Genomic DNA, 22,095 nt, shown 5'->3' with positions numbered 1-22,095 from the left:
ACAGCCACAGCGGAGTGATTCCATGGAATACCGGCAGTTCGGACGCTCGGGCCTCAAGGTGCCGGTGCTCAGCCTCGGCACCGCCACCTTCGGCGGCACCGACGCGTTCTTCCAGAACTGGGGCAGCACCGGCGTCGCCGAGGCGAGCCGCCTGATCGACCTCTGCCTCGATGCGGGCGTCAACTTCCTCGACACCGCCGACCTCTATTCGAGTGGCGATTCCGAAAAAATCCTCGGCGAGGCGATCAAGGGCCGCCGCGACCGGCTGCTGATCTCGACCAAGGCGACCTTCCGGGTCGGTGAGGACGTCAACGCGGTCGGCTCGTCGCGCCATCACCTGATTCGCGCCTGCGAAGCCAGCCTGAAACGGCTCCAGACCGACCATATCGACGTCTACTTCATGCACGGCTTCGACGCGCTGACCCCGGTCGAGGAGACCCTGCGGGCGCTCGACGACCTCACCCGCTCGGGCAAGATCGGCTATATCGGCGCCTCGAACTTCTCCGGCTGGCAATTGATGAAGGCGCTGGCGACCTCGGAGCGCTACGGGCTCGCCCGCTACGTCGTCTATCAGGGCTACTACTCGCTGATCGGCCGCCACTACGAGTGGGAGCTGATGCCGCTCGGCCTCGACCAGGGCGTCGGCCTGATGGTGTGGAGCCCGCTCGGCTGGGGCCGGCTCACCGGCAAGATCCGGCGGGGGCAGGCAGCCTCGGGCGGGCGCCTCTCGACGGCGGCCGGCGCGGAGGGCGGGCCCACCGTCTCCGACGACTACCTCTACGACGTCGTGGACGCCCTCGACGCGGTCGCCGCCGAGACTGGCAAGACCGTGCCGCAGGTGGCGCTGAACTGGCTGCTCAGCCGCCCGACCGTGTGCAACATCGTCATCGGCGCCCGCAACGAGGAGCAGTTGAAGCAGAATCTCGGCGCGGTCGGCTGGTCGCTGACCGAGGACCAGATCGCCCGCCTCGACGCGGCGAGCCGAGAAAACCCGATCTACCCCTACTGGCACCAGATCGGCTTCGACGAGCGCAACCCCAAGCCGACGGCGTGGTGAGGCGGCGGCGCGCTACATGCTGAACTCGGGGCCGTGCTTGTCGCCGTCGTCCGGCACGGGCCCGGCCTCGCCCGCCCAGGGCAGGCTCTGCCAGGGCGGCTGGCCGGCGCGGGCCTCGTACTCCTCCAGCGGCAGGGTGGTCTCGCCGCCCTCCGCGTCCTGCACCCGGACATGGGTCGGGCGCGGCTGCTTCGGCGGGCAGAGATGGAGGCCCTTGAACGATGTCGCCATTCACAGCCCCTCCGGCATCTCGCCCTGGGGCGAGCGGTGTTCGTGGGCGGGCCGCCTCCGCAGATAGCCCTTGAAGCGCAGATACTCGGCGACGATCTCGCAGATCGCCCGGTCCCGCGGCAGGCGCTCGACGGCGCAATGCTCGTCCAAAGCCGCCACGACCTCCGGCGGGAAGGTCAGGATGCCGGCGAGCTTCGGTTCGCCCGATGCCTCGCTGTCGGACCCGGTCTCGTGTTCGGTATCGCTCACCCTGTCGTCCTCCGCCCCCTACACGCCCGACCCGACCGGCGGCAGGCCCTGTTCCGGCGTCGGTACGACGCCGAGCCCGTCCGCGTCCCCAGGATGCGTCGCACCGAGGCGCCGCAGCAGCGCCTCGTAGGTCTGCACCGCCGGGGAATCCGCCTGAAGCTCGCGGGTATCGGCTAGCAGCCGCCGCACGTCCTCCACGAACCGGTCGCGCGCCTGCCCGCCTTCCGGGCTCGCCTCGAACAGGCGGGTGAGCGCCAGCTCGAACACGCCCATCAGGAGGCCGAGCCGATCGGTGTCGTCCGCCATCGTCGTCTCCGGGTCTTCTCCGGGGCCTCTTCGGGTGCCGTCCCGGCCATGGCCCGGCCATGGAGGGCCCGGCTGAAGGCTTGAACGCCGGGGGGGCGCCCCGCGGTTCCGCCGCCCGCGCGGCCGATGACGAATCCGGCCGGCCGCAACCGGGTCGCACAGGAAGTCGCATAGGAAGTTGCCGTCGATGTTCTAATCTATGTTGCCGCACCTCCCTCGCGGGACGTGCGGCCCCCGCCCGCGGACCGACGCTCCCCGCCCGGGCGCCGGGGCCGCCGGACGGACTTTCGTCGTTCCGTCTCGAACCCCGAGCCGCTCTTGTCCCCCTCCTCGCTCCTTCCCCTCGCACGGTCTCCGGCACCCGGGGACGGGCTGTGCGACGCGGCGGAGGATGCGCATGGCGGCTTTCCCATCCGGGCCATCGCACGGCTGCGCCGGACCGGGCTGCTGGCCGCTCCCCTGCCGGAGGCGCTCGGCGGACGCGGCCTGTGCGAGCCGGGCCGGGTGGACGCGCTACGGGCGCTGCTGACCGAGGTCGGCCGCGACGACCTTGCGGTCGGGCGGCTCTACGAGGGGCACGTCAACGCGCTGGCGCTGGTTCTGCGCTACGCCGATGCCGCGATCGCCGGGCGGCTCGCCCGCGACGCGGCCGAGGGGCACCTCTTCGGCGTGTGGAACACCGAGCCGGCCGAGGGCGGCCTCGTCCTCGACGGCGCGGGCGGCCTTCGCGGCGCCAAGAGCTACGCCTCGGGGGCGGGCTTCGTCACCCGACCGCTCGTGACCGCGCGGCTCGCCGACGGGCGTCGGCTGATGCTGGTGATGCGCCTCGAACCCGGCGCGCGGGCCGATCTGTCGGCATGGCGCGCCCACGGCATGCGCGCCTCCGCCACCGGCACGGTCGACTTCTCGGGCCTCAGCCTTCGCGACGGCGAGGCGGTCGGCGCGCCGGACGATTACGGGCGCCAGCCCTTCTTCTTCGCCGGGGCGTGGCGTTTCCTGGCGGTCCAGCTCGGCGGGATCGAGGCGGTGATCGAGACGCACCGCGCGCATCTTGCGGCCACCGGCCGGGCCGAGGATCCGCACCAGCAGGTGCGGTTCGGGCAGGCCATGGTCGCCGCGGAGACGAGCCGCCTGCTCGTCGCCCGCGCCGCCCGGATCGCCGCCGCCGAAGCCGGCTCCCCCGAGCGGGTCATCGCCTACGTCAATCTCGCCCGCGCCGCGGTCGAGCAGGCGGGTCTCGACGTGATCGCCCTGGCCCAGCGCTCCGTCGGGCTCGCGGGCTTCCTCGAGAGCCATCCCCTGGAGCGCCTGATGCGCGACCTCGCCACCTATCTGCGCCAGCCGGCTCCGGATTTCGCCCTGACCGGCATGGCCGCGCACGCGCTGGCGGCGGGTGAACCGCTCCACGACCTGTGGTCCGACGCGATGGCCCCGGCCGCCCCGGAGGCGATCGGATGAGCGGCCGGCGGACGCAGACGCTGCCGGAACGCTACTTCGCGGAGATCTACGCCTCCGATCCCGATCCCTGGCGCTTCACCTCCAGCGCCTACGAGGCCGGCAAGTACGACGCGACGCTCCGTGCCCTGCCGCGGGCGCGCTATGCCCGCGCCCTTGAGGTCGGCTGCTCCATCGGCGTCTTCACCCGGGCGCTCGCCCCCCGCTGCGGGGTTCTGATCGCCCTCGACATCGCGGGGGCGGCCCTGGACGCCGCGCAGGCGCGCTGCGCGGATTGCCCGCAGGTGCGCTTTGTCCGCGGCGCGGTGCCGGAGGTCTGGCCCGAGGGCCGGTTCGACCTCATCGTCCTCGGCGAGATGCTCTACTTCCTGAGCCCGGCGGATCTGGCGCGGCTCGTCGCGCGGGTGGAGGCGAGTTTGGCGCCGGGGGGCGACTGCCTCCTCGTGCACTGGCTCGGCGAGACGGATTACCCCCTGTCCGGCGACGCGGCGGCGGAGGGCTTCATCGCGGGCACGGCTCCGTTCTGCCGCCTGCTGCCCGGCGCACGCACGGATGCCTACCGCCTCGACGTATTGCGGCGGGCGGACCCGGGATGACGGTGCGTGCGGAAAAGACCGCCCGGCGCCACCCGCTCTGGGTGCGCCTGACCCACTGGGTGAATGCCGGCGCCTTCGCCGCGCTCGCGGTCAGCGGCTTCGCTATCCTGCTCGCCCTGCCGCGGCTGTTCTGGGGCGAGACCGGGGCCAACGACGCCCCGGCCTGGATCGTCCTGCCGCTGCCGGTCAACCTCGAACAGACCGGCTGGGGCCGCAACCTCCACTTCCTCGCCGCCTGGATCTTCGTACTCAACGGCGCGCTGTATCTGCTGGTCGCGCTGGCGAGCGGGCACCTCCTGCGCCGCCTGGCCCCCGACCGCGACCAGCTCCACCCCCGGCACATCGCGGCCGACATCCGCGCGCATCTGCGGCTCACCGGTTCGGGTGCTGCGGGAGCGCGCCGCTACAACGTCCTGCAAAAGCTTGCCTATCTCGCCGTTATCCTCGTGCTGGCGCCGGTGATGCTGCTCTCGGGGCTGACCATGGCGCCCGGCGTCACGGCGGCCTATCCGGAGCTGTTCACCCTGTTCGGCGGCCGGCAATCGGCGCGCACGATCCACTTCCTGTCGGCGGCGCTCTTCGTCGGCTTCCTCCTCATCCACGTCTGGCAGGTGCTCGCCAACGGGCCGCTCGACCTGATGCGGGGCATGATCACCGGGCGCTCCGCCCGAATCGGAACGGACCGAACGACGTCAGGGGAGGATCCGCGATGAGCGATCTCACGCGCCGCAGGCTGGTCCTGGGCTCCTCGACGCTGGGGCTCGGCAGTGCGCTCGGCGGCCTTCTCGGCGGCTGCGAGCTGATCGAGAACGGCCCGCGCCGGCCGGGCCTCTACGGCTTGAGCGACACCCTGACGCTCGCCACCCAGCGCTTCCTGCTGCGCGACCAGCCGCTGGTGCGGGAGTTCGGGCCGGAGGCGATCTCGGCGGTGTTTCCCACCATCAACACCACCGACCCGGACGATCCCGCCTACCGCCGCTCGAAGGCGGTCGGGTTCGCCGATTGGCGCCTGCCGGTGAGCGGCCTCGTGGAGCGGCCCGCCGCCTTCACGCTGGCCGAGCTGAGGGCGATGCCGGCCCGCACGCAGATCACGCTGCACGCCTGCGAGCAGGGCTGGTCGGCGATCGGCGGCTGGACCGGGGTGCCGCTCTCGCACGTGTTGGCGAGCGTCGGCCTCAAGCCGGAGGCGCGCTTCATCGTGATCCGCACCGTGGACGGCTGGTGGGACAGCTACGACCTGTTCGACGCCCTCCACCCCCAGACGATCCTGGCCTACGGCATGAACGGCCGCGACCTGCCGGTGGCCCACGGCGCGCCCGTCCGCCTGCGGGTGGAGCGCCAGCTCGGCTACAAGTCGCTGAAATACCTCGCCAGCATCGAGGCCACCGACCGGGTCAACGGGCTCGGCCGGGGCCGGGGCAGCATGGTCTCTGAGCTGGGATTTTCCTGGTACGCCGGAATCTGAGAGGCTTCACCCGATCAGCGGCGTGCAGACCGCCCGGCCCTGCCCCGGCAGCGGCACCACCGCGACCTCGACCCCGTAGAGGAGCCGCAGGGTCTCCGGCGTCACCGTTTCAGCCGGCGGGCCCAGCCCGACGAGGCGCCCGCCATGCAGCAGCGCGACCCGGTCGGCGCAGAGGAAGGCGTGGCCGGGATCGTGGGTCGAGAGAACCACGGCGATCCCGGTTTCCGAGAGGCGCCGCACCTGGCTCAGCACCCGGGCCTGGTTGCCGAAATCGAGGCTCGCGGTCGGCTCGTCCATCACGAGGAGGTGCGGCTCGCCCGCGAGCGCCCGGGCGATCAGCGCGAGCTGGCGCTCGCCGCCGCTGATCTCGGTGTAGATCCGCTCCGCCAGATGGCCGATGCCCAGCGTCGCCAGCGCCCGCTCGGCCGCCGCCCGGTCGGCCGGGCCGGGGCTGGCGAAGGCGGACAGCCGGCTGGCGCGGCCCATCAAGACGACGTCGCGCACGCTGAAGGGAAAGAAGGCGGCGTGCGCCTGCGGCACGTAGGCGATTTTTTTTGCGATGTCTCGGCGCGGCAGCTCCGAGAGGTCGGTGCCGTCCAGGAGCACTCGGCCGGCCAGCGGGCGCAGCAGCCCGAGCAGGGTCTTGAACAGCGTGGTCTTGCCGCCGCCGTTCGGCCCGAGCAGGCACAGCGCCTCGCCCTCCCCCACGGTGAGACTGACCCCGGAGCCCACCGCGCGGGCGCCGTAGCCGAAGGCGAGGTCGCGGGCCTCCAGGATCACGCCCAGCCCCTTTTGCCCGCGGCCAGCAGCCAGAGGAAGAACGGCGCCCCGACAAGCGCGGTGAGGATGCCGAGCGGCACCTCGATCGCCGCGACCGTGCGGGCCAGGAGATCGACGGCGGTGAGATAGCCCGCCCCGAGCAGCATCGAGGCCGGCAGCAGGCGCCGGAAATCCGGCCCGACCAGCAGGCGGGCGACGTGCGGCACGATCAGCCCGATCCACCCGATCACCCCCGTCACCGAGACCGCGGCGGCGGTCACCAGGGTTGCGCCCGCCACCAAGACCGGGCGGAGCCGGCGCGTCTCCACCCCGAGCGCCCGCGCCTCCTCGTCGCCGAGGCTCATCAGGTTCACGCGCCAGCGCAGCAGCACCAGAGGCATGAGCCCGAGCCCCATCGCCGGCAGGATCGCGGCGATGTCGCCGGCGCTGACGGAGGCGAGGCTGCCGAGCAGCCAGAAGGTGATGGCGGGAAGCTGGTTGTAGGGATCGGCGAGCACCTTGAGCAGCGAGATGCCGGCCCCCAACAGCGCGCCGACGGCGACGCCCGCGAGCACCAGGGTCAGAACCGGATCGTGCCGCCGCACGGCGAGGCCGACGGCGTAGACGGCGCCGACCGCGGCGAGCCCCCCGGCGAAGGCGAGGCCCTGGATCGCCGCCACCGGCAGGGCGAGCACGATGCCGAGCACCGCGCCGAGGCTCGCCCCCGCCGAAACCCCCAGAATGTCCGGCGAGACGAGGGGATTGCGGAACAGCCCCTGATAGGTCGCCCCCGCCGCCGCGAGCCCCGCCCCGACCACGAGCGCGCCGAACACCCGCGGCAGGCGCACCTGCAGCACCACGGTCTGCACCGCGGGGTCGAGGGACGAGGCTTGGCCGAAAAGCTTGGCGACGAGGACGGCGACGACGTCGGCCGCCGGCACGGGGTAGCGGCCGATGCCGAGCGAGACCAGGACGAGGAGGAGCAGCGCCGCCGGCGCCAGGACCGCCAGGGAGAGGCTGCGCCCCCGCGCGGGTCGGGCTTGCGCGGCGCTCGCGGCCTCGCTCACCGGGTCGGCCCCGGTCCGGCGGCGTCGCGCAGGAGGCGGTCGAGCTGCGCGGGCGTGAGGTCGACCCGGTAGAAGCGCCGGTAGAAGTCGCGCACGGCGTCGCCGAGCGTCTGCGGGAACTGCTCGGGGAAGAACAGGCCGGCGAGCCAGCGCAGGCCGATCAGGCGGTTGACCCCCGGCGGGGCGTCGACCCAGCCGAAGGGCAGCGTCGGGATGGCGTGGATGCGCCCCTCGCGCACCGCCTTCAGCCCATTCCAGAGCGGATCGGTGGCGGCAAGCTTCGGAAAGTCGGGATCGAGGGCGATGATCACGTCCGGGTTCCAGACCAGCACCTGCTCGGGCGAGACCGCCGCGAGACCGCCCGCGCCGGCGCCCGCCACGTTGCGCCCGCCCGCCGCCTCGATGATCTCGGTGTTGATCGAACCGGACAGACCGGTCTCCAGCCCGCGGGGCCCACGGCCGTAATAGACGCGCGGGCGCTTCTCCTCCGGCACCGCGGCCACCGCCTCGGCCACCGATTTCAGAATCTTTTCCGCCTCCGCGGCGAGGGCCTCGCCCTCCTCCGGCGTGCCGATGAGCCGGCCCAGCGTCCGGTAGGTCTCGGGCGTCGCCTTGAAGCTTCCGTCGAGCAGCAGGTAGGGAATCCCGGTCTGCGCCTGAACCCGGTCGGCGAGGGAGGCGTAGGTCGCCGCCGTGCTGCCGACATCGACGATGAGGTCGGGCTTGAGCGCCAGCACCGTCTCGACATTGGCGCTGCCGCCCCGCCCCGTCAGCCGCCCGGTGGCGGGCAGGTCGCGGAGCGCGGGGGCGAGGAAGTCCCGCTCCTCCGGGCTCGGCACGCGCGGCCAGCCGATCATCTTGTCGGGCGCCAGGGTGGAGAGCAGGACCGCCGCGGGCGGCCCGGCGGCGAGCACCCGGAGCACCCGCTCCGGCACCTCGACCCGGCGCCCGGCGGCATCGGTGAAGGGCCGGGCCGCCGCGAGGCAGGACCACAGCAGGGCGGGCCACAGGCAGGCGAGCGCGAGAAGGCAGCGGAGCAGCGGCATCGGGGAAGGGCGTCTCCCGTGATCGGACGTTACCTATAGAGCATCGTCCCGAAAGGTGGCCGCCGGCTTTCGGAGAAAGACGATGCATACAGGAAGCCGCGTCCGCAACCGAACCGCGCCGGTCGTCTCGGGTTGGCCAAGCACCCACATCCCGAACGATCATCCGAAGAGTCTGCCCCGAACGATGCCCGAACCGGCCGTCAGCCACCGCCACATCGACCTCCGGGGCCTGCGCCTGCACGTCGCCGAGGCGGGGCCGGCCGACGGGGCGCCGACGATCCTGCTGCACGGGTTTCCCGAATTCTGGTTCGGGTGGCGGCACCAGATCGAGCCGCTCGCGGGCAGCGGCCTGCGCCTCCTCATCCCCGACCAGCGCGGCTACGGCCTGAGCGACCGGCCCAAGGGCATCGCCGCCTACCATCTCGACCGACTCGCCAGCGACGTAATCGCCTTGGCCGATGCCTGCGGGCTGGCGCGCGTCAACCTCGTCGGGCACGATTGGGGCGGGCTCGTCGCGTTCTGGGCGGCGAGCTTCCACCCCGAGCGGGTCGAGCGGCTCGCCGTGCTGAACGCCTGCCATCCGGGCGTGTTCGGCCCCTATCTCCGGCGCCATCCGGGGCAGGCGCTGCGCAGCGCCTATGCCGGCTTCTTCCAGCTCCCTCTGGTGCCCGAACGGCTGCTGACGGCGCGCCGGGGCCACCTCCTGCGGGCGCTGATGCGCGGCTCGAGCCGGTCCGGGACCTTCACCGAGGCCGACCTCGACACCTACGCGCGGGAATGGCAGCGCCCCGGCGCGGTCACCGCGATGCTGAACTGGTACCGGGCGCTCGCCCGGCTGCCCCGCGAGCGGCACCCGCCGAAGGTCGCGGCGCCGACGCTGATCCTGTGGGGCGAGCGCGATCGGGCGCTCCAGACGGGCCTTGCCGAGGCGAGCCTGGGCTGGTGCGAGCGGGGCCGCCTGCAGCGTTTTCCGCAGGCGACCCACTGGGTGCAGCACGACGTGCCGGAAGCCGTCAACGCGGCGCTGATCGAGTTCCTGCGGCCGTCTTGAACGGCTCGAACGGAAAGGGTGCCGGGGCTCTGCCCCGGCACCCCGTCAAAGGGATGATCCCTCCGGCTTCCCGCGATGGGAGAGGCCGTCAGCGGCCGCTCATGCCGGCGCCGCCCTCGGCGCCGCCGCGCGAACCGGACTCCATCCCGCCGCGCTGCGCGCCGCCGCGGTTGCCGCCGGTGTTGCCCATGCCGCCGCCCTGCTCGGAGGCGTTGCGCACGCCCCCGCGCTCGTTGCCCTCGCCGCGCATGCCGGCATTGCGCATGCCCTCGCCGCCGCGGCCCTGGTCCATCGAGCGGCTGCCGCGCTCGGCTCCGCGGGTCTGGTCGGAGGCGCGCATGTTGTTGCGCATCTCGTTGCGCTCGCCGCCGCGCGTCTCGCTGGTGCGGCTGCGCAGGTCGGTGCGGGTCTCCGATCCACGAACCTCGTTGCGCTCGCGGAAGCCCGCATTGACCGTGCCGCCGCGCCGCTCGGTGGTCGAGACGGTGGTGGAGAGGCGGCGGTACTCGGGCGAGCCGTAGACGACGCGCTGGCCGCGGATCGTCACGTAGCGGCGGGTCTCACCGACGCTGACGAGGCGGCGATATTCCGGCGAACCGTAGATCACCCGCTGGCCGCGGATGGTGACGTAGCGGCGCGGGCCGGTGCTGCGGCGCTCGGTGACGATCAGGCGGCGGTATTCGGGCGAGCCGTAGACGACGCGCCGGCCGCCGATGAAGACGTAGCGTCCCTCGCGACGATAGCCGCCATCCACCGTGGTGGAGCGCACATCGGTGCGGCTGCTGACATGCGTGCGGTCGTGGCTGTGGTCATGGCTGCGGTCATGGATCCGGTCGGTCCGCTCGGCGCGGGCGCTGTTGCGGACCCTGTCGCCGCGCTCACCGCGCTCGGCGCTGTCGCGGCCGGCCCGGCCTTCCATGCCGCGCTCCGAACCGCGCTCGCCGCGCGCCATGTCACCGCGATTCGCGTCACCCCGGTCGCCGCGCGCGGCGCTGCGCTCGGCGCCCATGGCACCGCCGGCACCGCGGCCTTCGCCGCTCCTTGCGCCCGTATCGCCCCGGGCCTCCATGCCGCCGCGCGCGCTGCCCGACATCCCCGATTGTCCGCCGGACTGCTCGGTGCCGCCCCGCATACCGCCGCGCTCAGCCCCGCCGGTTGCCGCACTTTGAGCGTAGACCGAGGTGCTCATCAGCAGGGCGGCAAGACCCATCGCAATCGTCTTCATGGCGTTACCTCCGAAATCTGAGACGCCTCAAAACGTCACAAATGTCGAAAGGGTTCTGCGAAAAATGCACGAAGGGGAAAACTCTCTGCCAGCCAATATCAAATCACTTATGTGAACAAGCTTGGCTTTAAAGAGCGGGTCGCGGTGCAGCTTACTCGGTTTGACTTGCGTCGCGGGAGGACGGCTCGCTCCGTTGCTGCGGGCGAGCGGCCAGGGCGGCCGCCGCTTCACTCCGGTTGTTGCCGTGTGAGCCGGATCTGCTGTGGTGTCCGCGGGATCGAAGCGGAGGGTGTCGGCTGGGTCGGGCCGGGATCGAAATCCGTCATCGGGCCTCCCGACTCGGCCATTCCGTGTCGTGGGGGCTTGTGGGTGAAGAGCGGCCATTTCGGCGGCTCTCATCGAAGGTCCGGACGTGGCGCCAAGCCGAACGGCCGGGGGCATGGAAGATCGCATAGCCCGTCGTCGTTGATCACCGGATGGACGAAGATTACCCGTCATTCAAGGGCGATCGCCCCGTGGGACGAGGGCGGGACGCGGTCCGGCGCAGCTCGCCCTACGGCTGCGGGCAAGACTCAGCGCCTATCCTCGCCACCGGATCGGCATGACCTGGGTCCGGGACAGGGAGACGAGCGACGGCGAGCGCGCTCACACCGTGCAACCGTCGAGCCCCCTGGAAAAACCACGCAGACGCGAGAACCCTGACTGCAATCACGGCCTTTCTGACAATTCTCAATTTCCTGTTTGAGCTCAATGGCAGGGTCACCGGAGATCGCAGGCTAGGATCATGCTTCGTTCCGGAGAATTGGATGTGCCCTACAGACCGTTCGGGATTTTCAGGACGTTTTTAGCGTTTCTTGTGCTCCTGCAGCACATCGGACATGTTGGCCCCGCCGATATGACGCTTGGTAGCTACGCAACCGGCTCCATTGCCGTCCTCGTATTTTTTACTCTGTCAGGATTTGTTATCACCGAAGCAGCCGATCGGTTCTATCACGGGCGACCGTGGGCGTTCCTAGCGAACCGTGCGATCCGGATCCTGCCGCAATATCTGGCCGCCATTATCGCGTCATCTGCAATAATCAGTTTTGTATGCCTGTCTGCGCACGACCCGCTGCCCAGCAAATTAATTCCATATACGTGCAGCGCCCTCCTCAGCCCACTGAATATTGTCCAAAATATCCTGATGATATTTCCAGGTGTTGGCAAAAATGCTCCCCCGCTAATCCCGTATGTTTGGGCGTTGCGCGTCGAAGTGCTATTCTATCTTCTTCTTTCCATCTGTTTAATTGTAAAAATTCATGAAAAGAAACTCTACGGACCGCTACTGACGTTGGTGCCACTAGCAATTTTTGCTCTTTCTCTCATCCAGCTGGCTCCTTACAGCTTCCAGTACACGCCGTATTTTTTGCTGGGTGTCCTATCCTATCTCACCGTGTCGAAGCGGGCCGTCGGAGCGCCGTGGCTGCTGCCGACGGTGTTCGCGATCTGTCTATGGACCTGCATCACCCACAGCATGCCGGATTTCATTCCGACGTATCGCGTGACGTCGCAGGAGGGCGCTCTTGGCATTGTTCTTTACTGCTTCTTGAACGGCGCGTTTTTGCTCCTGATCAATTGCAAGATCAGTCTTCGCTGGAGAAAGATCGACTCTGCGATTGGAGAATTATCCTTTCCATTATATCTACAACAATATGCCGCCCTTGTTTTTGTGGCAGCCGTGCTTCCGCGGTCCTACGTGGCCGTCATAGCCGCTGGCATACTGGCATGCGTGTTCGCCACCCTCGCAGCTCTTGCGGTGGAGAGGCCGATCCGCAGTCTCCGCGATCGCGTACGAGGCAGCCGTATTCACCTCGCGGCACATCGTCCTGATGCCGTCCAGCCCCGCCCGGATGCAGCGCAGATCGACACCATGCAACTGTTAACCGGCGGTCTACCCTCGTCCACGCCTTCACCTCAAGCGAGGACGATGTCGTGATCCTGGCCACTGTCTCGCGGGACTGTACGTTCTGGCCGAAGGCAAACTCTGGAGACTAACCGTGAATGACCGAGCGACCCTCTGCGCCGTATGGTTCCGCCTCCAAGGCCAAAGTTTCACATGACACGCGCTTGGTTGTGACGGTAATTGAACATTGATCGAGTGGGGTTGCCTGGTTTTGGCAGAAAAAGTGGAGATATAAAATTGAGACCTTCGTCCTGTTCCTGCTGTACTGAGGTTGTGTAAATCTAGCATTGGGTTTATAATCTGTTTATCATCACGCGGTGTGCCATGTAGGAAGCCCGATCTGCAACACTGGAGCTGATGCCGAGTTATGCCGCGGATCATCATCGCAGATGACGAGAGATTTTTCCGCACCCATCTGCGGCGCAACCTAGAGGAACGCCTCAAGGGAAGTGCTGTCACTGGAATTTCAAATTCTTCCAAGCTCATTAAAAGCTTGCAGTCTCCCCCTAAGACAGATCTTGCGATTATCGGGTCACGTCTCCTGCCGGCAGATGACCCGACCTATTTGGGCGCGCTGAAGCGAGCAGCCGGTGCCGCGCGGCTTATGCTCGTCGTGTCGCAAGCCTCAGCCGACCTGTTTCAGGATGTGTTGAGCTTGGGCTTTCACGGTTTGATTGTGCGCCATCAGAGCCAAGAGGAGGTGCTGGTCGCGGTCAGGACGATACTCGACGGCCGTCTCTACGCGCCCAGTGCCATCTTGTCAGGGAACCTGTCCGTCTCCGCTCCTCCGATGCAACAGCCGGAGCTCGGAGAGCGCCCATTCGGCTTGACCGTGCGTCAACTCGAAGTCCTGGCGCTCATCGGCAAAGGTTTGTCCAATCGAGAAATTGCTGATGCGCTGCGGATCGCCGAGGCAACCGTCAAAATCCATGTTTCAGCCGTGTTCCGGGCGCTTGGTGTCAGAAATCGAACGGAAGCGGCTCTGATTCTTCCTACAGTTATTAAATAAAAATTGTTTATTTAAATTGGAATCGTAATATATGTTGTGCATAATTCGTATTTTACATTACATTAAATTTCGCGTTGTGTTTCTTCCTGCAGCATGCGCTATATTTTTATGTTTTGCAGTAAAAATCCCAAAAAATTTTGCATGGATAGATTTTATACATCAGGGAGGCAGCTTCGATGGACCGCATTGATACGCTCATTGTCAGCGATAACTGTATGATCAGGGAGAGCCTCGTCGCGCTCCTTACCGGCACGCGCTTCACAGCACGCCCAGTGGCGTCCAGTGCGGCTCTGCAACTTTGCGACTTCCAGAACGTGCGCATGGCGCTCGTTGTCATCGACGAGGAGGCGGCGAGCATCATCAAGCAGCTCGCTGAGGCTCTGCCTCACGTCAAGATCGTCGCGTTAGCGCTCCGCGACACTAAGGGGCTGATGATGTGCTGCCTACAGCTCGGTGCGTCCGCCTATCTGACGGAGGACGTCTTTCCGGCCAACTTGCTCAAGATCCTCGACGTTGTCATCGCTGATTGGGCGGTGCTTCCGATGAGCTTCTTGGGGCGATCGTGCCTCGGGGTCGATCAGGTGCACACGTCCGAGCCGGCCACCGCGCTGGTGAGGCTTCGGAGAGCGGATGGCACCACACTCACCAGCCTGTCGAGTCGTGAGGTCAGCCTCCTGGAACGACTCGCGCTCGGCGAGTCTAACAAGGCCATCGCGCGCAACCTCGACCTCGCCGAGGCCACGGTTAAAGTCTTGGTCAAGGCAGTTCTGCGCAAGGCGCGGGTGAAGAACCGAACCCAGGCCGCAGTATGGGCGATGAGCCGAGGAATCGTGCGCCACGGATCTGTGCCCACCGAGCGGCTCTCCGAACTCGTGCATTTCCCTCCCAAAGTCGCGGAAAAGGTACGTTTCGCCCCCGGAGAGATAGCGCTCGTATGAAACCAACGCCTTCGAAAGCCTGCTGTTTCGGGCCTGCAGGCTGCCTCTATGCGGCCGCAGCCCAGGGCAACCGGTGACCGGATCTGCGCCTCGTCACGGCGCGGGCGGACAAAGATGTTCAAAGAGGGACGGGACCGTGCTCCTCCGGCTGCCCAGATGAGGCTTGTGAGCGTTCCCGAAGACGTGCACGCACATCCGTGCCGGCCTACGCTTTCATGGCGATGAATTGCGCCGATTTTCTCAAAGATCCTGTGTAGTTCGGGTCAGGCGGCCATGCCCTTGACCTTGGCCAGGAGACAACAGCGCGCGCCGGACTTGGCGGGAGGTGTGTTGCCGATCGGTTCGAGCGACCGACTGTGGCCAAACCAATCGGTCCATACGAGTGTGGAGTACTCGATCGCCTTGAAGGGCATCACGGGTTGGGTCGGTGGATCGCTCTGGCCTGCAGCAGGCCAGCGACACGCTTCGTAACTGCGTTGTCGCATGAACCGCCGAAGCTGCCGACATACAGTTCAATGAAGACCTCGGCGCGGCGTTCGGTGTGGTTAGTATTGACGTGCTGCAATCCGCGGTCGGTATGGCGGGTGCGGCCGCTGCCAGCCAAGGTGCAGCACTCGCTCTGCGCCTGCTCCAAGGCGTCACGCGTGAATTCCGCCCAGGCCGATGGACAAAGCTCTCAATCCCGAGGGCCGTACAGGCGTATCTGCCCGGAGTTGTTGTTATAAACCGCGCTAATACTTCGTTACATAGTCGTTCGACCAATTGTAGCCGTGCGTATCTCGGGCCATCTGGCAGCATGCAGCTGGATCCACTGCAGGGGGCGCAAATTAGCGCCGGAATACTGCGTCGGCCAAGCCCTTGCCTGAGCGACCGTGTCGCGAGCAGCCATGTCCTCGCGCGTCCACGCTGACGCCAGCCTAGAGCCCGCATCCCCGTGATTGATGGGTCGAGCGGCGCGGCAGCCCTCTCAATCCGTCAAGTTCACCTCGGTCGACAACGCCGATGCCGACCGGACCAGGCATTGAACTGAAATGCACAAAATCCAAAAGGACACATTCTGGCCACATCGCCCCTTAAAGAGCCTAATCGCCAAGCTACGCAAATATAGGAGTGAAGCAAGAATGTATTCATGAAAATCAATACAGCATTCCTAGGACAATATTGCTCATTCTTCGGAATCTGTCCGGACCAAGCCCGACAGAGCATCTAGATTGTGCGCAAACAAACCTATGCATATAAACAATGTATAGGACAATTTTGCTGATCTATTTGCGAGCAATTGATCACAGCCAGCCCGAGAGGCGCCGCTTCGCAGCAAGCCTCCGTTCAAAGAAAGCTATTTATGGCTAACACCTTCTACGTTTCTCCGACCGGCTCGGATGCTCAGTCCGGCACGTTGGAAAGTCCCTTCGCCTCGCTGGAATATGCTCACTCCAGGGCCCAGCCCGGTGACACCATTCTGCTACGCGGCGGCGTCTACACCCCGCTTTCGGGCATTGATCTCACGAGCGATGGGACCAGCGGCAAGCCGATCGTGGTCGCAAGCTACCCCGGCGAGCACGCTGTCCTGGACGGCTCCCGCCTACCTCAAGGCGAGTACGTCCTCAACATGCAGGATGCGTCCTGGAATCACCTCGTCGGCATCGAGATCCGCAATGGTCCCGAAGGGGGCTTGATCATGCAGGGGAACTCGCACGACAACATCATCGAGCGGCTCGATGTGCACCATAACGGCGGGCGTTCGGAATGGGACGGCAAGGGCATCTCGCTCTATGGCACCGGCGGCAACAACCTTCTCCTGAACAACGATTCGCACGACAATCATGACCTGCACGGCGACAACGCCGACGGGTTCCAGATCAGCAGCACCGGTCAGGGCAATGTGCTGAGTGGAAACCGTGCCTGGGGCAACTCGGACGACGGATTCGACCTGTTCAATGTGCAGGACGGCACGCAGGCCGGGGCGGTTCATCTCGAGGGCAACTGGGCCTTCGACAATGGCTTCGACGCCGCGGGCAACCGTGTCGGCGACGGCAACGGCTTCAAGCTCGGCGGCCAGCGTCCGGATGCGGGAAGCGAGTCGGGCGGCCACACCCTCGTCCACAACATGGCCTGGGACAACGGGGGCAGCGGGTTCGACGAGAACGGTGCCACCGCGCCCTCCACCCTGGAGGGCAACACCGCCCACGACAACGGGAGCTACAATTTCGGCTTCTGGGAGCAGGACAACACGTTCCAGGACGACGTCTCGTACGGCTCGGGCCGGCTCGCGATCTCGGGCTCGTCCAGCGGCAGTTCCTGGGACGTCGATGCGGCGCCCGTCACGACCGACCCGATGACGGATGCCGACGCCCGCGCAGCCCGCGGCAGCGACGGGTCGCTACCGGGCATGTCCGCTGACACCGTGACGGAAACGGCCACCGCCGCGACGTCTACCGCCGCGACGTCCAACATCGCGACGTCCAACACCGCGACATCTACCGCCGCGACATCTGCCGCCGGGCCTGTGACAGACCCGCTTGCGTCCGTCACGACCGGCGGCGCGAGCGCCACGGACAAGACCGCGACCGGCGTCTCCAGCAACGACGTCCTGCTCGGCAATGCGTCCGACGACCGGAGCTCGGGCGGTTGTGGCAACCACGTGTTCCACGGGGGCGCGGGCGACGACACGCTCAAGGGCGGTCGTGGCAACGATGTCCTCCACGGGGGCGCGGGCAACGACACGCTCAAGGGCGGGGCCGGCGACGACGTGTTGTTCGGCGAAGGTGGGAACGACCTGCTCATCGGGGGGCGCGGCGCCGACACGTTCGTGTTCGGAGCGGTGACCGGACGGGATGGAGGGACGGCGACCGTGCGCGATTTCACGCCGGGCGTCGATCACTTCAAGCTCACGGACGGGCTCTCGCTCGTGTCGTTCCACACGCTCGACATCGACTGCGGCGGCAGACACGACCTAGCACTCACCTTGAGCGACGGTCAGAGCATTCACGTCACGGGCGTGAGCGAGGCCAACCCGTGGGACTGGCTCGTCTGACGCGCGCCAGGCCGGGGGCCGGGACGACCAGCCCCGGCGCCTGAAGGTCGGGGGCCGCATTCGACCTGCCCGGCCAGGGACAACCGTCGAGCAGCCACCGGACGAGGGTGTACGCCCTCGTCCGGTCGGCTGCCGAGAGAAGGAACGCCCAGGAAAGGCCAGCGTAGCCGAGGGAGAGCACCGCGGCCGTCATGGCGAGGGCGGGCCACGTCTTGGGCGGCCACGTGGCCGCGACCAGGAGGCCGGCCAGGGATAGGCCGACGAGCATCAGCGCGCCGCCCGCCAGCGGGCGGATGAAGACCCAGGGAGACAGGCCGAGCACGCGGGCGGCGCAGGTGGAGAGCACGGCCGTGTTGCGCAAGGTCCAGACCAGGGCGCAGGCGCCCGCCACGCCCTCCAAGCCCCAGCCGCCCCAGTAGGCCGCAGCCACCGCCATCACCACGTAGGCCGCGCCGCACGCGACGGTCACCAGCCCCTGCAAGCGCATCTTGTCGTAGGCCGTGAAGATGTAGCCGACCGGGCGAAGCGCCAGGTTGATCGTGAGGTGACCGACGAGCAGCGCGAGTACGACGTGCATGCCGGAAAAGTCGGGGCCGAGCCAGAGCGTGAGCAGGGGCCGGCCCAACCCGCAGATCAGGCCTGCCGGCAAGGCGAGCCCCAGCGCCAGGAGCCTCGCCGCATCGGTGACGAGGTCCCGGATCCCCTCGGTGTCCCTGGCGGCGTAACGCGACATGATGAGCGGCGCGAGCAGGGGCAGCACGATCTCGGCAACGGTGTGGACGAGGAGCGGGATGAGCAGAATGGCTCCGTAGCGTCCGGTCGCCTCCGGTCCGAACATGAGGTTGATGACGAGCAGATCGGCGTGCATCAACATGAGGAGGCCGAGCATGTTGATGGAGGACCAACCCGTCATCCGAAAGAGCCGGCGCACGCATGCACGGTCGGCTGCCCAGGGGGCGAAACGCAGGGTCGGCGTCAGGCGTCGCCAGACCGCGACGTCGATGGCGAGCCCGATCGCCGCGGAGGCCATGAGCCCGGCCCCCACATGCCAGAGGCTTGCGGGCCACAGGGCGAAGCAGGCGGCGACGACCCCGACCCTCGCCGCCACCGACGCCCCTCGCCCCAGGTTGCGCAGGTCGAAGCGGTGGGCGATTGCGCTCGACGTGCTGAACAGACCCGTCAGCAGGCCCGCCAGTAATGTGCAGGCGGTGCCCGCGAACAGGAATTGAGTCGCTCGGTCGAGGTCGGGCGGCACGGCCAGCGCGTGGGGAAGCACCAGGGTGAAGGCGCCGAACGGCAACAGCAGGAGGCCGCAGGCCAGGAGTGTCAGCAGTGAGGCGCTGGCGAAAGTCTGACGCGCCGCTTCCCCGTCGCCCCGGTTCAGATCGATGGCGAGGTAACGGAAATAGGCGGTGTAGAGGCTCTCCGAGACCACGATGGCGTACATCACCACCGAGTTCGCGAGCGGAACCATCCCGTAGGCGGCCACGCCGAGATGACGCACCAGGAACGGCACGTACCACAGCATGAGTCCCGTGCTCAGGACAAAGTAAGCCATGTTGGAGGCGACATTGACGCCGAATCGGTGGGCGGTGGCCCCGTCGTCTGGGCGCGGTGCGCCGGGCGCAGCGGTGGCGGGCGCTGGCTTAGACACCGGACGTCTCCCCGCCGGCGCGGCTTGGTCGCTGCGCCTTGACGCCTCCGCTCGCGGCAGCCGCGAGGTGGGCGGGGATGAGCATCAACGCGAGCAGCAGGATCAGGGTCGGGTGATGCTTCATCCCCCCCGCCTTGAACCAGGACACGACGAAACCCACCGTGACCCCGATCACAACAGGGTAGTAGCCGGGGGGGGCGCCGAGGGCGAGCCAGCGGTGCCGGGAGTTCGCGAAGCTCCAGATCGCGCTGGCCAGCATGAGGGCGTAGAGCAGGAGCCCGAACAGGCCTGTGTCGACGGCGATCTCCAGGAATGGCTGGTGGCTCGGCAGGTCGAGGCGATGGTTAAACGTCCCGGTCGCGGCGGCCATGTAGGCGTGCAAGGCGAAGGGACCGTTCCCGACGCCCCCGCCGGTCCACGGGTGATCGCGGATGAAGTCGAGGCTCGCCGCCCAGAGTGGTGCCCGCCCGCCCAGTTCGCTCCCTCCTTCCTCGCCCACGCGGTGGAGGACCACGCCCAGAACGAACGGCGCCACCATGAGCAGGGCGACCAGAACGCCGAGGCCGGCGATGCCCCAGGGGCGCACCGAGCGGGAGAACAGGAACAGGAACAGGACGATGAGAAGGGAGAGCGCGCTGCCGCGCGATCCGCTCAACGCGACGAAGGCCAGGGTGAGCAGAAGGTAGACAACGCTCAGGGCCATCAGCACGGTACGCCTGCCGCCGTGGGCGCGCATGACGGGCCACATGGCCCCCGGGAGTCCTATGATGAGCAGGATCCCATACATATTCTCGTTGATCCCCAGCACCTGAAGCCGGGTCGTGAAGTCGTAGCCGGTCAGCGTGACGGTGAAGAGTCCGGCGAGGATCAGAAGCCAGCCGGCCAGCCCGAGGGTGAGCATTAGGGCATCGATGCTTTCGAGCGACCGTGTCCGTTGAAGCAGCAGGAAGAGGAGCAAGAAGGACAGGATCCAGGCGATGAGGGCCCGTCGGCCCTCGACGAGGTCGGGCGCCCACAGAAGCGAGATGAAGGCCCACAGAATGCAAAGCCCGAGGAGGAGCAGCGTGCCGTTCCAAGCCATCGGGTCCCGCCGCAGCCCGTCCGCGAGAAGCCACGATGCCAGTGCCGCCAGGCAAGCTCCGTTCGTGGCCAGGGTATGGAAAGGTTCGAGCTGGAGCGCAGGCGGCATCACCAGCAGAACGAGCCAGCCGTGGAGCGAGAGGGTCGGGCGATCGATCAGAAGGAGGCCTGCCGACACGGCCGCCGCGCCCGCGATCAGAAGCAACGATAGGCCCGGGACCGAGGCCGCGAACAGCACCAGGGCGGCGGCGAGGAATGACGCGGCGAGGAAGGCCAGGACGATCAGGAAAGTCGTGCGGCTCGGTCTCAGGGCGTGTGAGAGGGCCATGCGGGCTCCCGTGCGGGCTCGAACTGATGTGACGATCCGGCTTCAGCGCACTTCGTCGAGGGATCACGCCTCTCTGGCGTGGGTCGGGTCCACCTCGCCTGCGGGTGCTCCGGCGAGGGGGCGCCCCTGCCAGCCGCCGGGGCTGGAAGCCAAGGCGCCCAGCGCCGCGCAAACCGCGTCGCTGCCGTGCCAGCGTCGCACATAGGCGAGGCCGTTCTCGCCGAGGATGCGGTTCAGCCGCTCGTCGACGGCCAGTCGCAGCACGTCCTCGCACAGGACCTCTACGGAGCCACTGACCCGCCCGAGCCCGTATTCCCGGATCACGCCCCCAGGGTCCACGCGGAGCGAGACGACCGGTACGCCCATCGACCAAGCCTCCAGCATCGTGTTCGGGAAGCCCTCCCCGTCCGAGGTGTTGACCAGGACGCGGCTGCGCGCGAGGCAGTCCATGACGTTGTCTGCGCGCAAGGCGCCGAGCCACTCGACGTTGGTCAGACTGGCCATGCGCTCCATCAGATGGATGCGCGCCTGCTCGTCCACCGTCGGGTCGAAACCGCCCACCACCGCAAAGCGCATCCTCGGCAACGAACGGGCCAGATTCAGGAACAGATCCAGCCGCTTCTCATGGCGGATCTTGGCGACCCATACGACGTCGATGACGGCCGGTAAGAAGGGGCGCGGCTCCGCGCGAACCTTGCGCACGAGGTTCGGTACCCATGTCAGGCGGCCTGCTGTGCCCAGGCTGACCCGGGCGGCCTGGTGCCGATGCTGGACGGCGATGACGTGGGCGCTGCGCAAGCCGAGGCCGAACAGGGGCGCGTGGAACCACCGGCGGTGGTCGTAGGCCGTCCGGGCATCGGCGTGCGAATCGTGGGCCAGCGCGTAGACGAAGCGCGAACCTGGGCGCATGCGAGCGTACAGACCCATCAGCCACAGGAAGTCGTCGGGCAGGCGAGCGTAGAGCCTGTCTGGCTGGAGACGGCCGAGGGTGCGCCAGAACCGGGCGAGGCTCGCCGGGCGGCGCCAGGCGGGGGCCGCGTCGATGCAGGCAACTCCAGCCACGGTCCGGTCGGGCGTGGGCTTTGCACCCTCACCGTAGATCATCGTGACCTCGTGGCCGCGCTCGACGAGTGCGCGCGCCAAGTAGGCGACCTGAGCTTCCGCACCACCCGCGGAACGCGAGTCGCCGAGGAGCACATCGAGCGAGCGGAAGCCCGGTGAGAAGAAGCACCAGCGCGAGCGGGCCTCCTCTGCCTGGATGACCAAGGGAAGGGGACCGACCGCGGCCTGGGTCGTGCCGCAGGCGGCGTCGCGGGCCGCACCTTGGGCGGATGCCGCCCCGTGCGTCGGCAGCGGAGGCAGCAGGGAATCGAAGGCTTCGGGATGGTGGCGGGCGTGCGCCCAGTCACAGGACGTGATCGGCATCGGCGCTCCTCATCGCCCGGATTCCCCCCGGTTCAGGTGAGGCCCCGAGATCGGGCCTGGCAGTCCCGCACGGGAGCCTGCTTAGACGGCAGGTCGGCTCCTGAAATGACGAGCGTCAGTTTCTCTATTCAGCCTGTCCTCCAGGTTGGCTCTGCCCCCGAGGAGGCCAAGCCGGAAC

The 22,095-nt window shown here is 67.8% G+C and carries 21 protein-coding genes; 10 read left to right on the top strand and 11 right to left on the bottom strand.

Annotated elements, in window-relative coordinates; genetic code table 11:
• The first annotated feature begins 22 nt into the window (after positions 1-22).
• Positions 23-1,057 carry an aldo/keto reductase gene (locus tag MPPM_RS20655; RefSeq protein ID WP_096486662.1) on the top strand — a complete coding sequence of 345 codons (1,035 nt, stop codon included), beginning with the start codon at positions 23-25 and terminating at the stop codon, positions 1,055-1,057.
• 12 nt (positions 1,058-1,069) lie between these two features.
• Here the strand turns inward: MPPM_RS20655 and MPPM_RS20650 are convergent, their stop codons facing one another.
• Genes MPPM_RS20650 through MPPM_RS20640 form a run of 3 tightly spaced genes read right to left on the bottom strand, consistent with a single transcriptional unit; the run spans position 1,070 to position 1,843 of the window.
• Positions 1,070-1,288, bottom strand: a complete 219-nt coding sequence (locus MPPM_RS20650; RefSeq protein ID WP_096486661.1) for a hypothetical protein — start codon at positions 1,286-1,288, stop codon at positions 1,070-1,072.
• Complete coding sequence (locus MPPM_RS20645; RefSeq protein ID WP_096486660.1) at positions 1,289-1,537, bottom strand: hypothetical protein; 249 nt, start codon at positions 1,535-1,537, stop codon at positions 1,289-1,291. It abuts the gene before it with no gap.
• A gap of 18 nt (positions 1,538-1,555) precedes the next feature.
• Positions 1,556-1,843 (bottom strand): hypothetical protein, encoded by a 288-nt coding sequence (locus MPPM_RS20640; RefSeq protein ID WP_096486659.1) that lies wholly within the window; start codon positions 1,841-1,843, stop codon positions 1,556-1,558.
• 318 nt (positions 1,844-2,161) lie between these two features.
• Between MPPM_RS20640 and MPPM_RS20635 the strand changes: the two genes are divergently transcribed.
• The 4 genes from MPPM_RS20635 to MPPM_RS20620 are packed head-to-tail and all read left to right on the top strand — an operon-like array spanning position 2,162 to position 5,359.
• Positions 2,162-3,301: an acyl-CoA dehydrogenase family protein gene (locus MPPM_RS20635; protein WP_096486658.1), complete on the top strand. Its 1,140-nt coding sequence runs from the start codon at positions 2,162-2,164 to the stop codon at positions 3,299-3,301.
• A complete protein-coding gene (locus tag MPPM_RS20630) occupies positions 3,298-3,894 on the top strand; it encodes an SAM-dependent methyltransferase (protein ID WP_096486657.1) in 597 nt (198 codons plus the stop codon). Before MPPM_RS20635 ends, MPPM_RS20630 begins: the two co-directional genes overlap by 4 nt.
• A complete protein-coding gene (locus MPPM_RS20625; RefSeq protein WP_096486656.1) occupies positions 3,891-4,607 on the top strand; it encodes a cytochrome b/b6 domain-containing protein in 717 nt (238 codons plus the stop codon). The genes MPPM_RS20630 and MPPM_RS20625 overlap by 4 nt, the downstream gene beginning before the upstream one ends.
• Entirely contained in the window at positions 4,604-5,359 is a 756-nt protein-coding gene (locus tag MPPM_RS20620; RefSeq protein WP_096486655.1) for a molybdopterin-dependent oxidoreductase, read from the top strand. The genes MPPM_RS20625 and MPPM_RS20620 overlap by 4 nt, the downstream gene beginning before the upstream one ends.
• Positions 5,360-5,365: 6 nt before the next feature.
• Here MPPM_RS20620 and MPPM_RS20615 read toward each other — a convergent pair whose 3' ends face one another.
• The 3 genes from MPPM_RS20615 to MPPM_RS20605 are packed head-to-tail and all read right to left on the bottom strand — an operon-like array spanning position 5,366 to position 8,231.
• On the bottom strand, positions 5,366-6,139 hold the full coding sequence (locus MPPM_RS20615) for an ABC transporter ATP-binding protein (RefSeq protein WP_096486654.1): 774 nt from the start codon (positions 6,137-6,139) through the stop codon (positions 5,366-5,368).
• Positions 6,136-7,185, bottom strand: coding sequence for a FecCD family ABC transporter permease (locus tag MPPM_RS20610; protein ID WP_096486653.1), 1,050 nt, complete (start codon positions 7,183-7,185; stop codon positions 6,136-6,138). The genes MPPM_RS20615 and MPPM_RS20610 overlap by 4 nt, the downstream gene beginning before the upstream one ends.
• Positions 7,182-8,231 carry an iron ABC transporter substrate-binding protein gene (locus MPPM_RS20605; RefSeq protein ID WP_096486652.1) on the bottom strand — a complete coding sequence of 350 codons (1,050 nt, stop codon included), beginning with the start codon at positions 8,229-8,231 and terminating at the stop codon, positions 7,182-7,184. The genes MPPM_RS20610 and MPPM_RS20605 overlap by 4 nt, the downstream gene beginning before the upstream one ends.
• 184 nt (positions 8,232-8,415) lie before the next feature.
• Here MPPM_RS20605 and MPPM_RS20600 point away from each other — a divergent pair, with 184 nt between their 5' ends.
• Positions 8,416-9,282, top strand: a complete 867-nt coding sequence (locus tag MPPM_RS20600) for an alpha/beta fold hydrolase (protein WP_096486651.1) — start codon at positions 8,416-8,418, stop codon at positions 9,280-9,282.
• Positions 9,283-9,370: 88 nt separating this feature from the next.
• On the opposite strand, the gene MPPM_RS20595 is transcribed toward MPPM_RS20600, so the two are convergent.
• Complete coding sequence (locus tag MPPM_RS20595; protein ID WP_096486650.1) at positions 9,371-10,507, bottom strand: hypothetical protein; 1,137 nt, start codon at positions 10,505-10,507, stop codon at positions 9,371-9,373.
• Positions 10,508-11,291: 784 nt separating this feature from the next.
• Here MPPM_RS20595 and MPPM_RS20590 point away from each other — a divergent pair.
• The 3 genes from MPPM_RS20590 to MPPM_RS20580 all read left to right on the top strand — a co-directional run bounded on the left by MPPM_RS20590 (position 11,292) and on the right by MPPM_RS20580 (position 14,396).
• On the top strand, positions 11,292-12,482 hold the full coding sequence (locus tag MPPM_RS20590) for an acyltransferase family protein (protein ID WP_096486649.1): 1,191 nt from the start codon (positions 11,292-11,294) through the stop codon (positions 12,480-12,482).
• A 334-nt stretch (positions 12,483-12,816) separates the two neighbouring features.
• Positions 12,817-13,458 (top strand): response regulator transcription factor, encoded by a 642-nt coding sequence (locus MPPM_RS20585; protein WP_096486648.1) that lies wholly within the window; start codon positions 12,817-12,819, stop codon positions 13,456-13,458.
• 176 nt (positions 13,459-13,634) lie between these two features.
• Positions 13,635-14,396: a LuxR C-terminal-related transcriptional regulator gene (locus MPPM_RS20580; protein WP_096486647.1), complete on the top strand. Its 762-nt coding sequence runs from the start codon at positions 13,635-13,637 to the stop codon at positions 14,394-14,396.
• A gap of 412 nt (positions 14,397-14,808) precedes the next feature.
• Here the strand turns inward: MPPM_RS20580 and MPPM_RS28130 are convergent, their stop codons facing one another.
• The gene (locus MPPM_RS28130) at positions 14,809-15,030 is read right to left on the bottom strand and encodes a hypothetical protein (protein ID WP_157914225.1); all 222 of its coding nucleotides are present in this window, start codon (positions 15,028-15,030) and stop codon (positions 14,809-14,811) included.
• Between the two features lie 708 nt (positions 15,031-15,738).
• Here MPPM_RS28130 and MPPM_RS20575 point away from each other — a divergent pair.
• Positions 15,739-17,430 carry a right-handed parallel beta-helix repeat-containing protein gene (locus tag MPPM_RS20575; protein WP_096486646.1) on the top strand — a complete coding sequence of 564 codons (1,692 nt, stop codon included), beginning with the start codon at positions 15,739-15,741 and terminating at the stop codon, positions 17,428-17,430.
• Here the strand turns inward: MPPM_RS20575 and MPPM_RS20570 are convergent.
• From MPPM_RS20570 to MPPM_RS20560, 3 genes are all read right to left on the bottom strand, one after another.
• Positions 17,387-19,084 (bottom strand): lipopolysaccharide biosynthesis protein, encoded by a 1,698-nt coding sequence (locus MPPM_RS20570; protein WP_157914223.1) that lies wholly within the window; start codon positions 19,082-19,084, stop codon positions 17,387-17,389. The two genes, MPPM_RS20575 and MPPM_RS20570, sit on opposite strands and share 44 nt — an antisense overlap.
• Positions 19,077-20,492: an O-antigen ligase family protein gene (locus MPPM_RS20565; RefSeq protein ID WP_096486644.1), complete on the bottom strand. Its 1,416-nt coding sequence runs from the start codon at positions 20,490-20,492 to the stop codon at positions 19,077-19,079. Before MPPM_RS20565 ends, MPPM_RS20570 begins: the two co-directional genes overlap by 8 nt.
• A 63-nt stretch (positions 20,493-20,555) precedes the next feature.
• The gene (locus tag MPPM_RS20560) at positions 20,556-21,917 is read right to left on the bottom strand and encodes a glycosyltransferase family 4 protein (RefSeq protein WP_096486643.1); all 1,362 of its coding nucleotides are present in this window, start codon (positions 21,915-21,917) and stop codon (positions 20,556-20,558) included.
• Between the last annotated feature and the right edge of the window lie 178 nt (positions 21,918-22,095).

The organism is Methylorubrum populi (assembly GCF_002355515.1).
GTDB lineage: Bacteria > Pseudomonadota > Alphaproteobacteria > Rhizobiales > Beijerinckiaceae > Methylobacterium > Methylobacterium populi_A.
This window is presented reverse-complemented; position numbering and strand designations above follow the sequence as displayed.

What these genes read in the sequence shown, in the direction of transcription:
- MPPM_RS20620 (WP_096486655.1), top strand. Translation starts at nt 4,604, where the DNA reads ATGAGCGATCTCACGCGCCGCAGGCTGGTCCTGGGCTCCTCGACGCTG.
- MPPM_RS20595 (WP_096486650.1), bottom strand. Translation starts at nt 10,507, where the DNA reads ATGAAGACGATTGCGATGGGTCTTGCCGCCCTGCTGATGAGCACCTCG.
- MPPM_RS20580 (WP_096486647.1), top strand. Translation starts at nt 13,635, where the DNA reads ATGGACCGCATTGATACGCTCATTGTCAGCGATAACTGTATGATCAGG.
- MPPM_RS20640 (WP_096486659.1), bottom strand. Translation starts at nt 1,843, where the DNA reads ATGGCGGACGACACCGATCGGCTCGGCCTCCTGATGGGCGTGTTCGAG.
- MPPM_RS20650 (WP_096486661.1), bottom strand. Translation starts at nt 1,288, where the DNA reads ATGGCGACATCGTTCAAGGGCCTCCATCTCTGCCCGCCGAAGCAGCCG.
- MPPM_RS20605 (WP_096486652.1), bottom strand. Translation starts at nt 8,231, where the DNA reads ATGCCGCTGCTCCGCTGCCTTCTCGCGCTCGCCTGCCTGTGGCCCGCC.
- MPPM_RS20575 (WP_096486646.1), top strand. Translation starts at nt 15,739, where the DNA reads ATGGCTAACACCTTCTACGTTTCTCCGACCGGCTCGGATGCTCAGTCC.
- MPPM_RS20655 (WP_096486662.1), top strand. Translation starts at nt 23, where the DNA reads ATGGAATACCGGCAGTTCGGACGCTCGGGCCTCAAGGTGCCGGTGCTC.
- MPPM_RS20600 (WP_096486651.1), top strand. Translation starts at nt 8,416, where the DNA reads ATGCCCGAACCGGCCGTCAGCCACCGCCACATCGACCTCCGGGGCCTG.
- MPPM_RS20625 (WP_096486656.1), top strand. Translation starts at nt 3,891, where the DNA reads ATGACGGTGCGTGCGGAAAAGACCGCCCGGCGCCACCCGCTCTGGGTG.
- MPPM_RS20590 (WP_096486649.1), top strand. Translation starts at nt 11,292, where the DNA reads ATGCTTCGTTCCGGAGAATTGGATGTGCCCTACAGACCGTTCGGGATT.
- MPPM_RS20565 (WP_096486644.1), bottom strand. Translation starts at nt 20,492, where the DNA reads ATGGCCCTCTCACACGCCCTGAGACCGAGCCGCACGACTTTCCTGATC.
- MPPM_RS20585 (WP_096486648.1), top strand. Translation starts at nt 12,817, where the DNA reads ATGCCGCGGATCATCATCGCAGATGACGAGAGATTTTTCCGCACCCAT.
- MPPM_RS20630 (WP_096486657.1), top strand. Translation starts at nt 3,298, where the DNA reads ATGAGCGGCCGGCGGACGCAGACGCTGCCGGAACGCTACTTCGCGGAG.
- MPPM_RS20560 (WP_096486643.1), bottom strand. Translation starts at nt 21,917, where the DNA reads ATGCCGATCACGTCCTGTGACTGGGCGCACGCCCGCCACCATCCCGAA.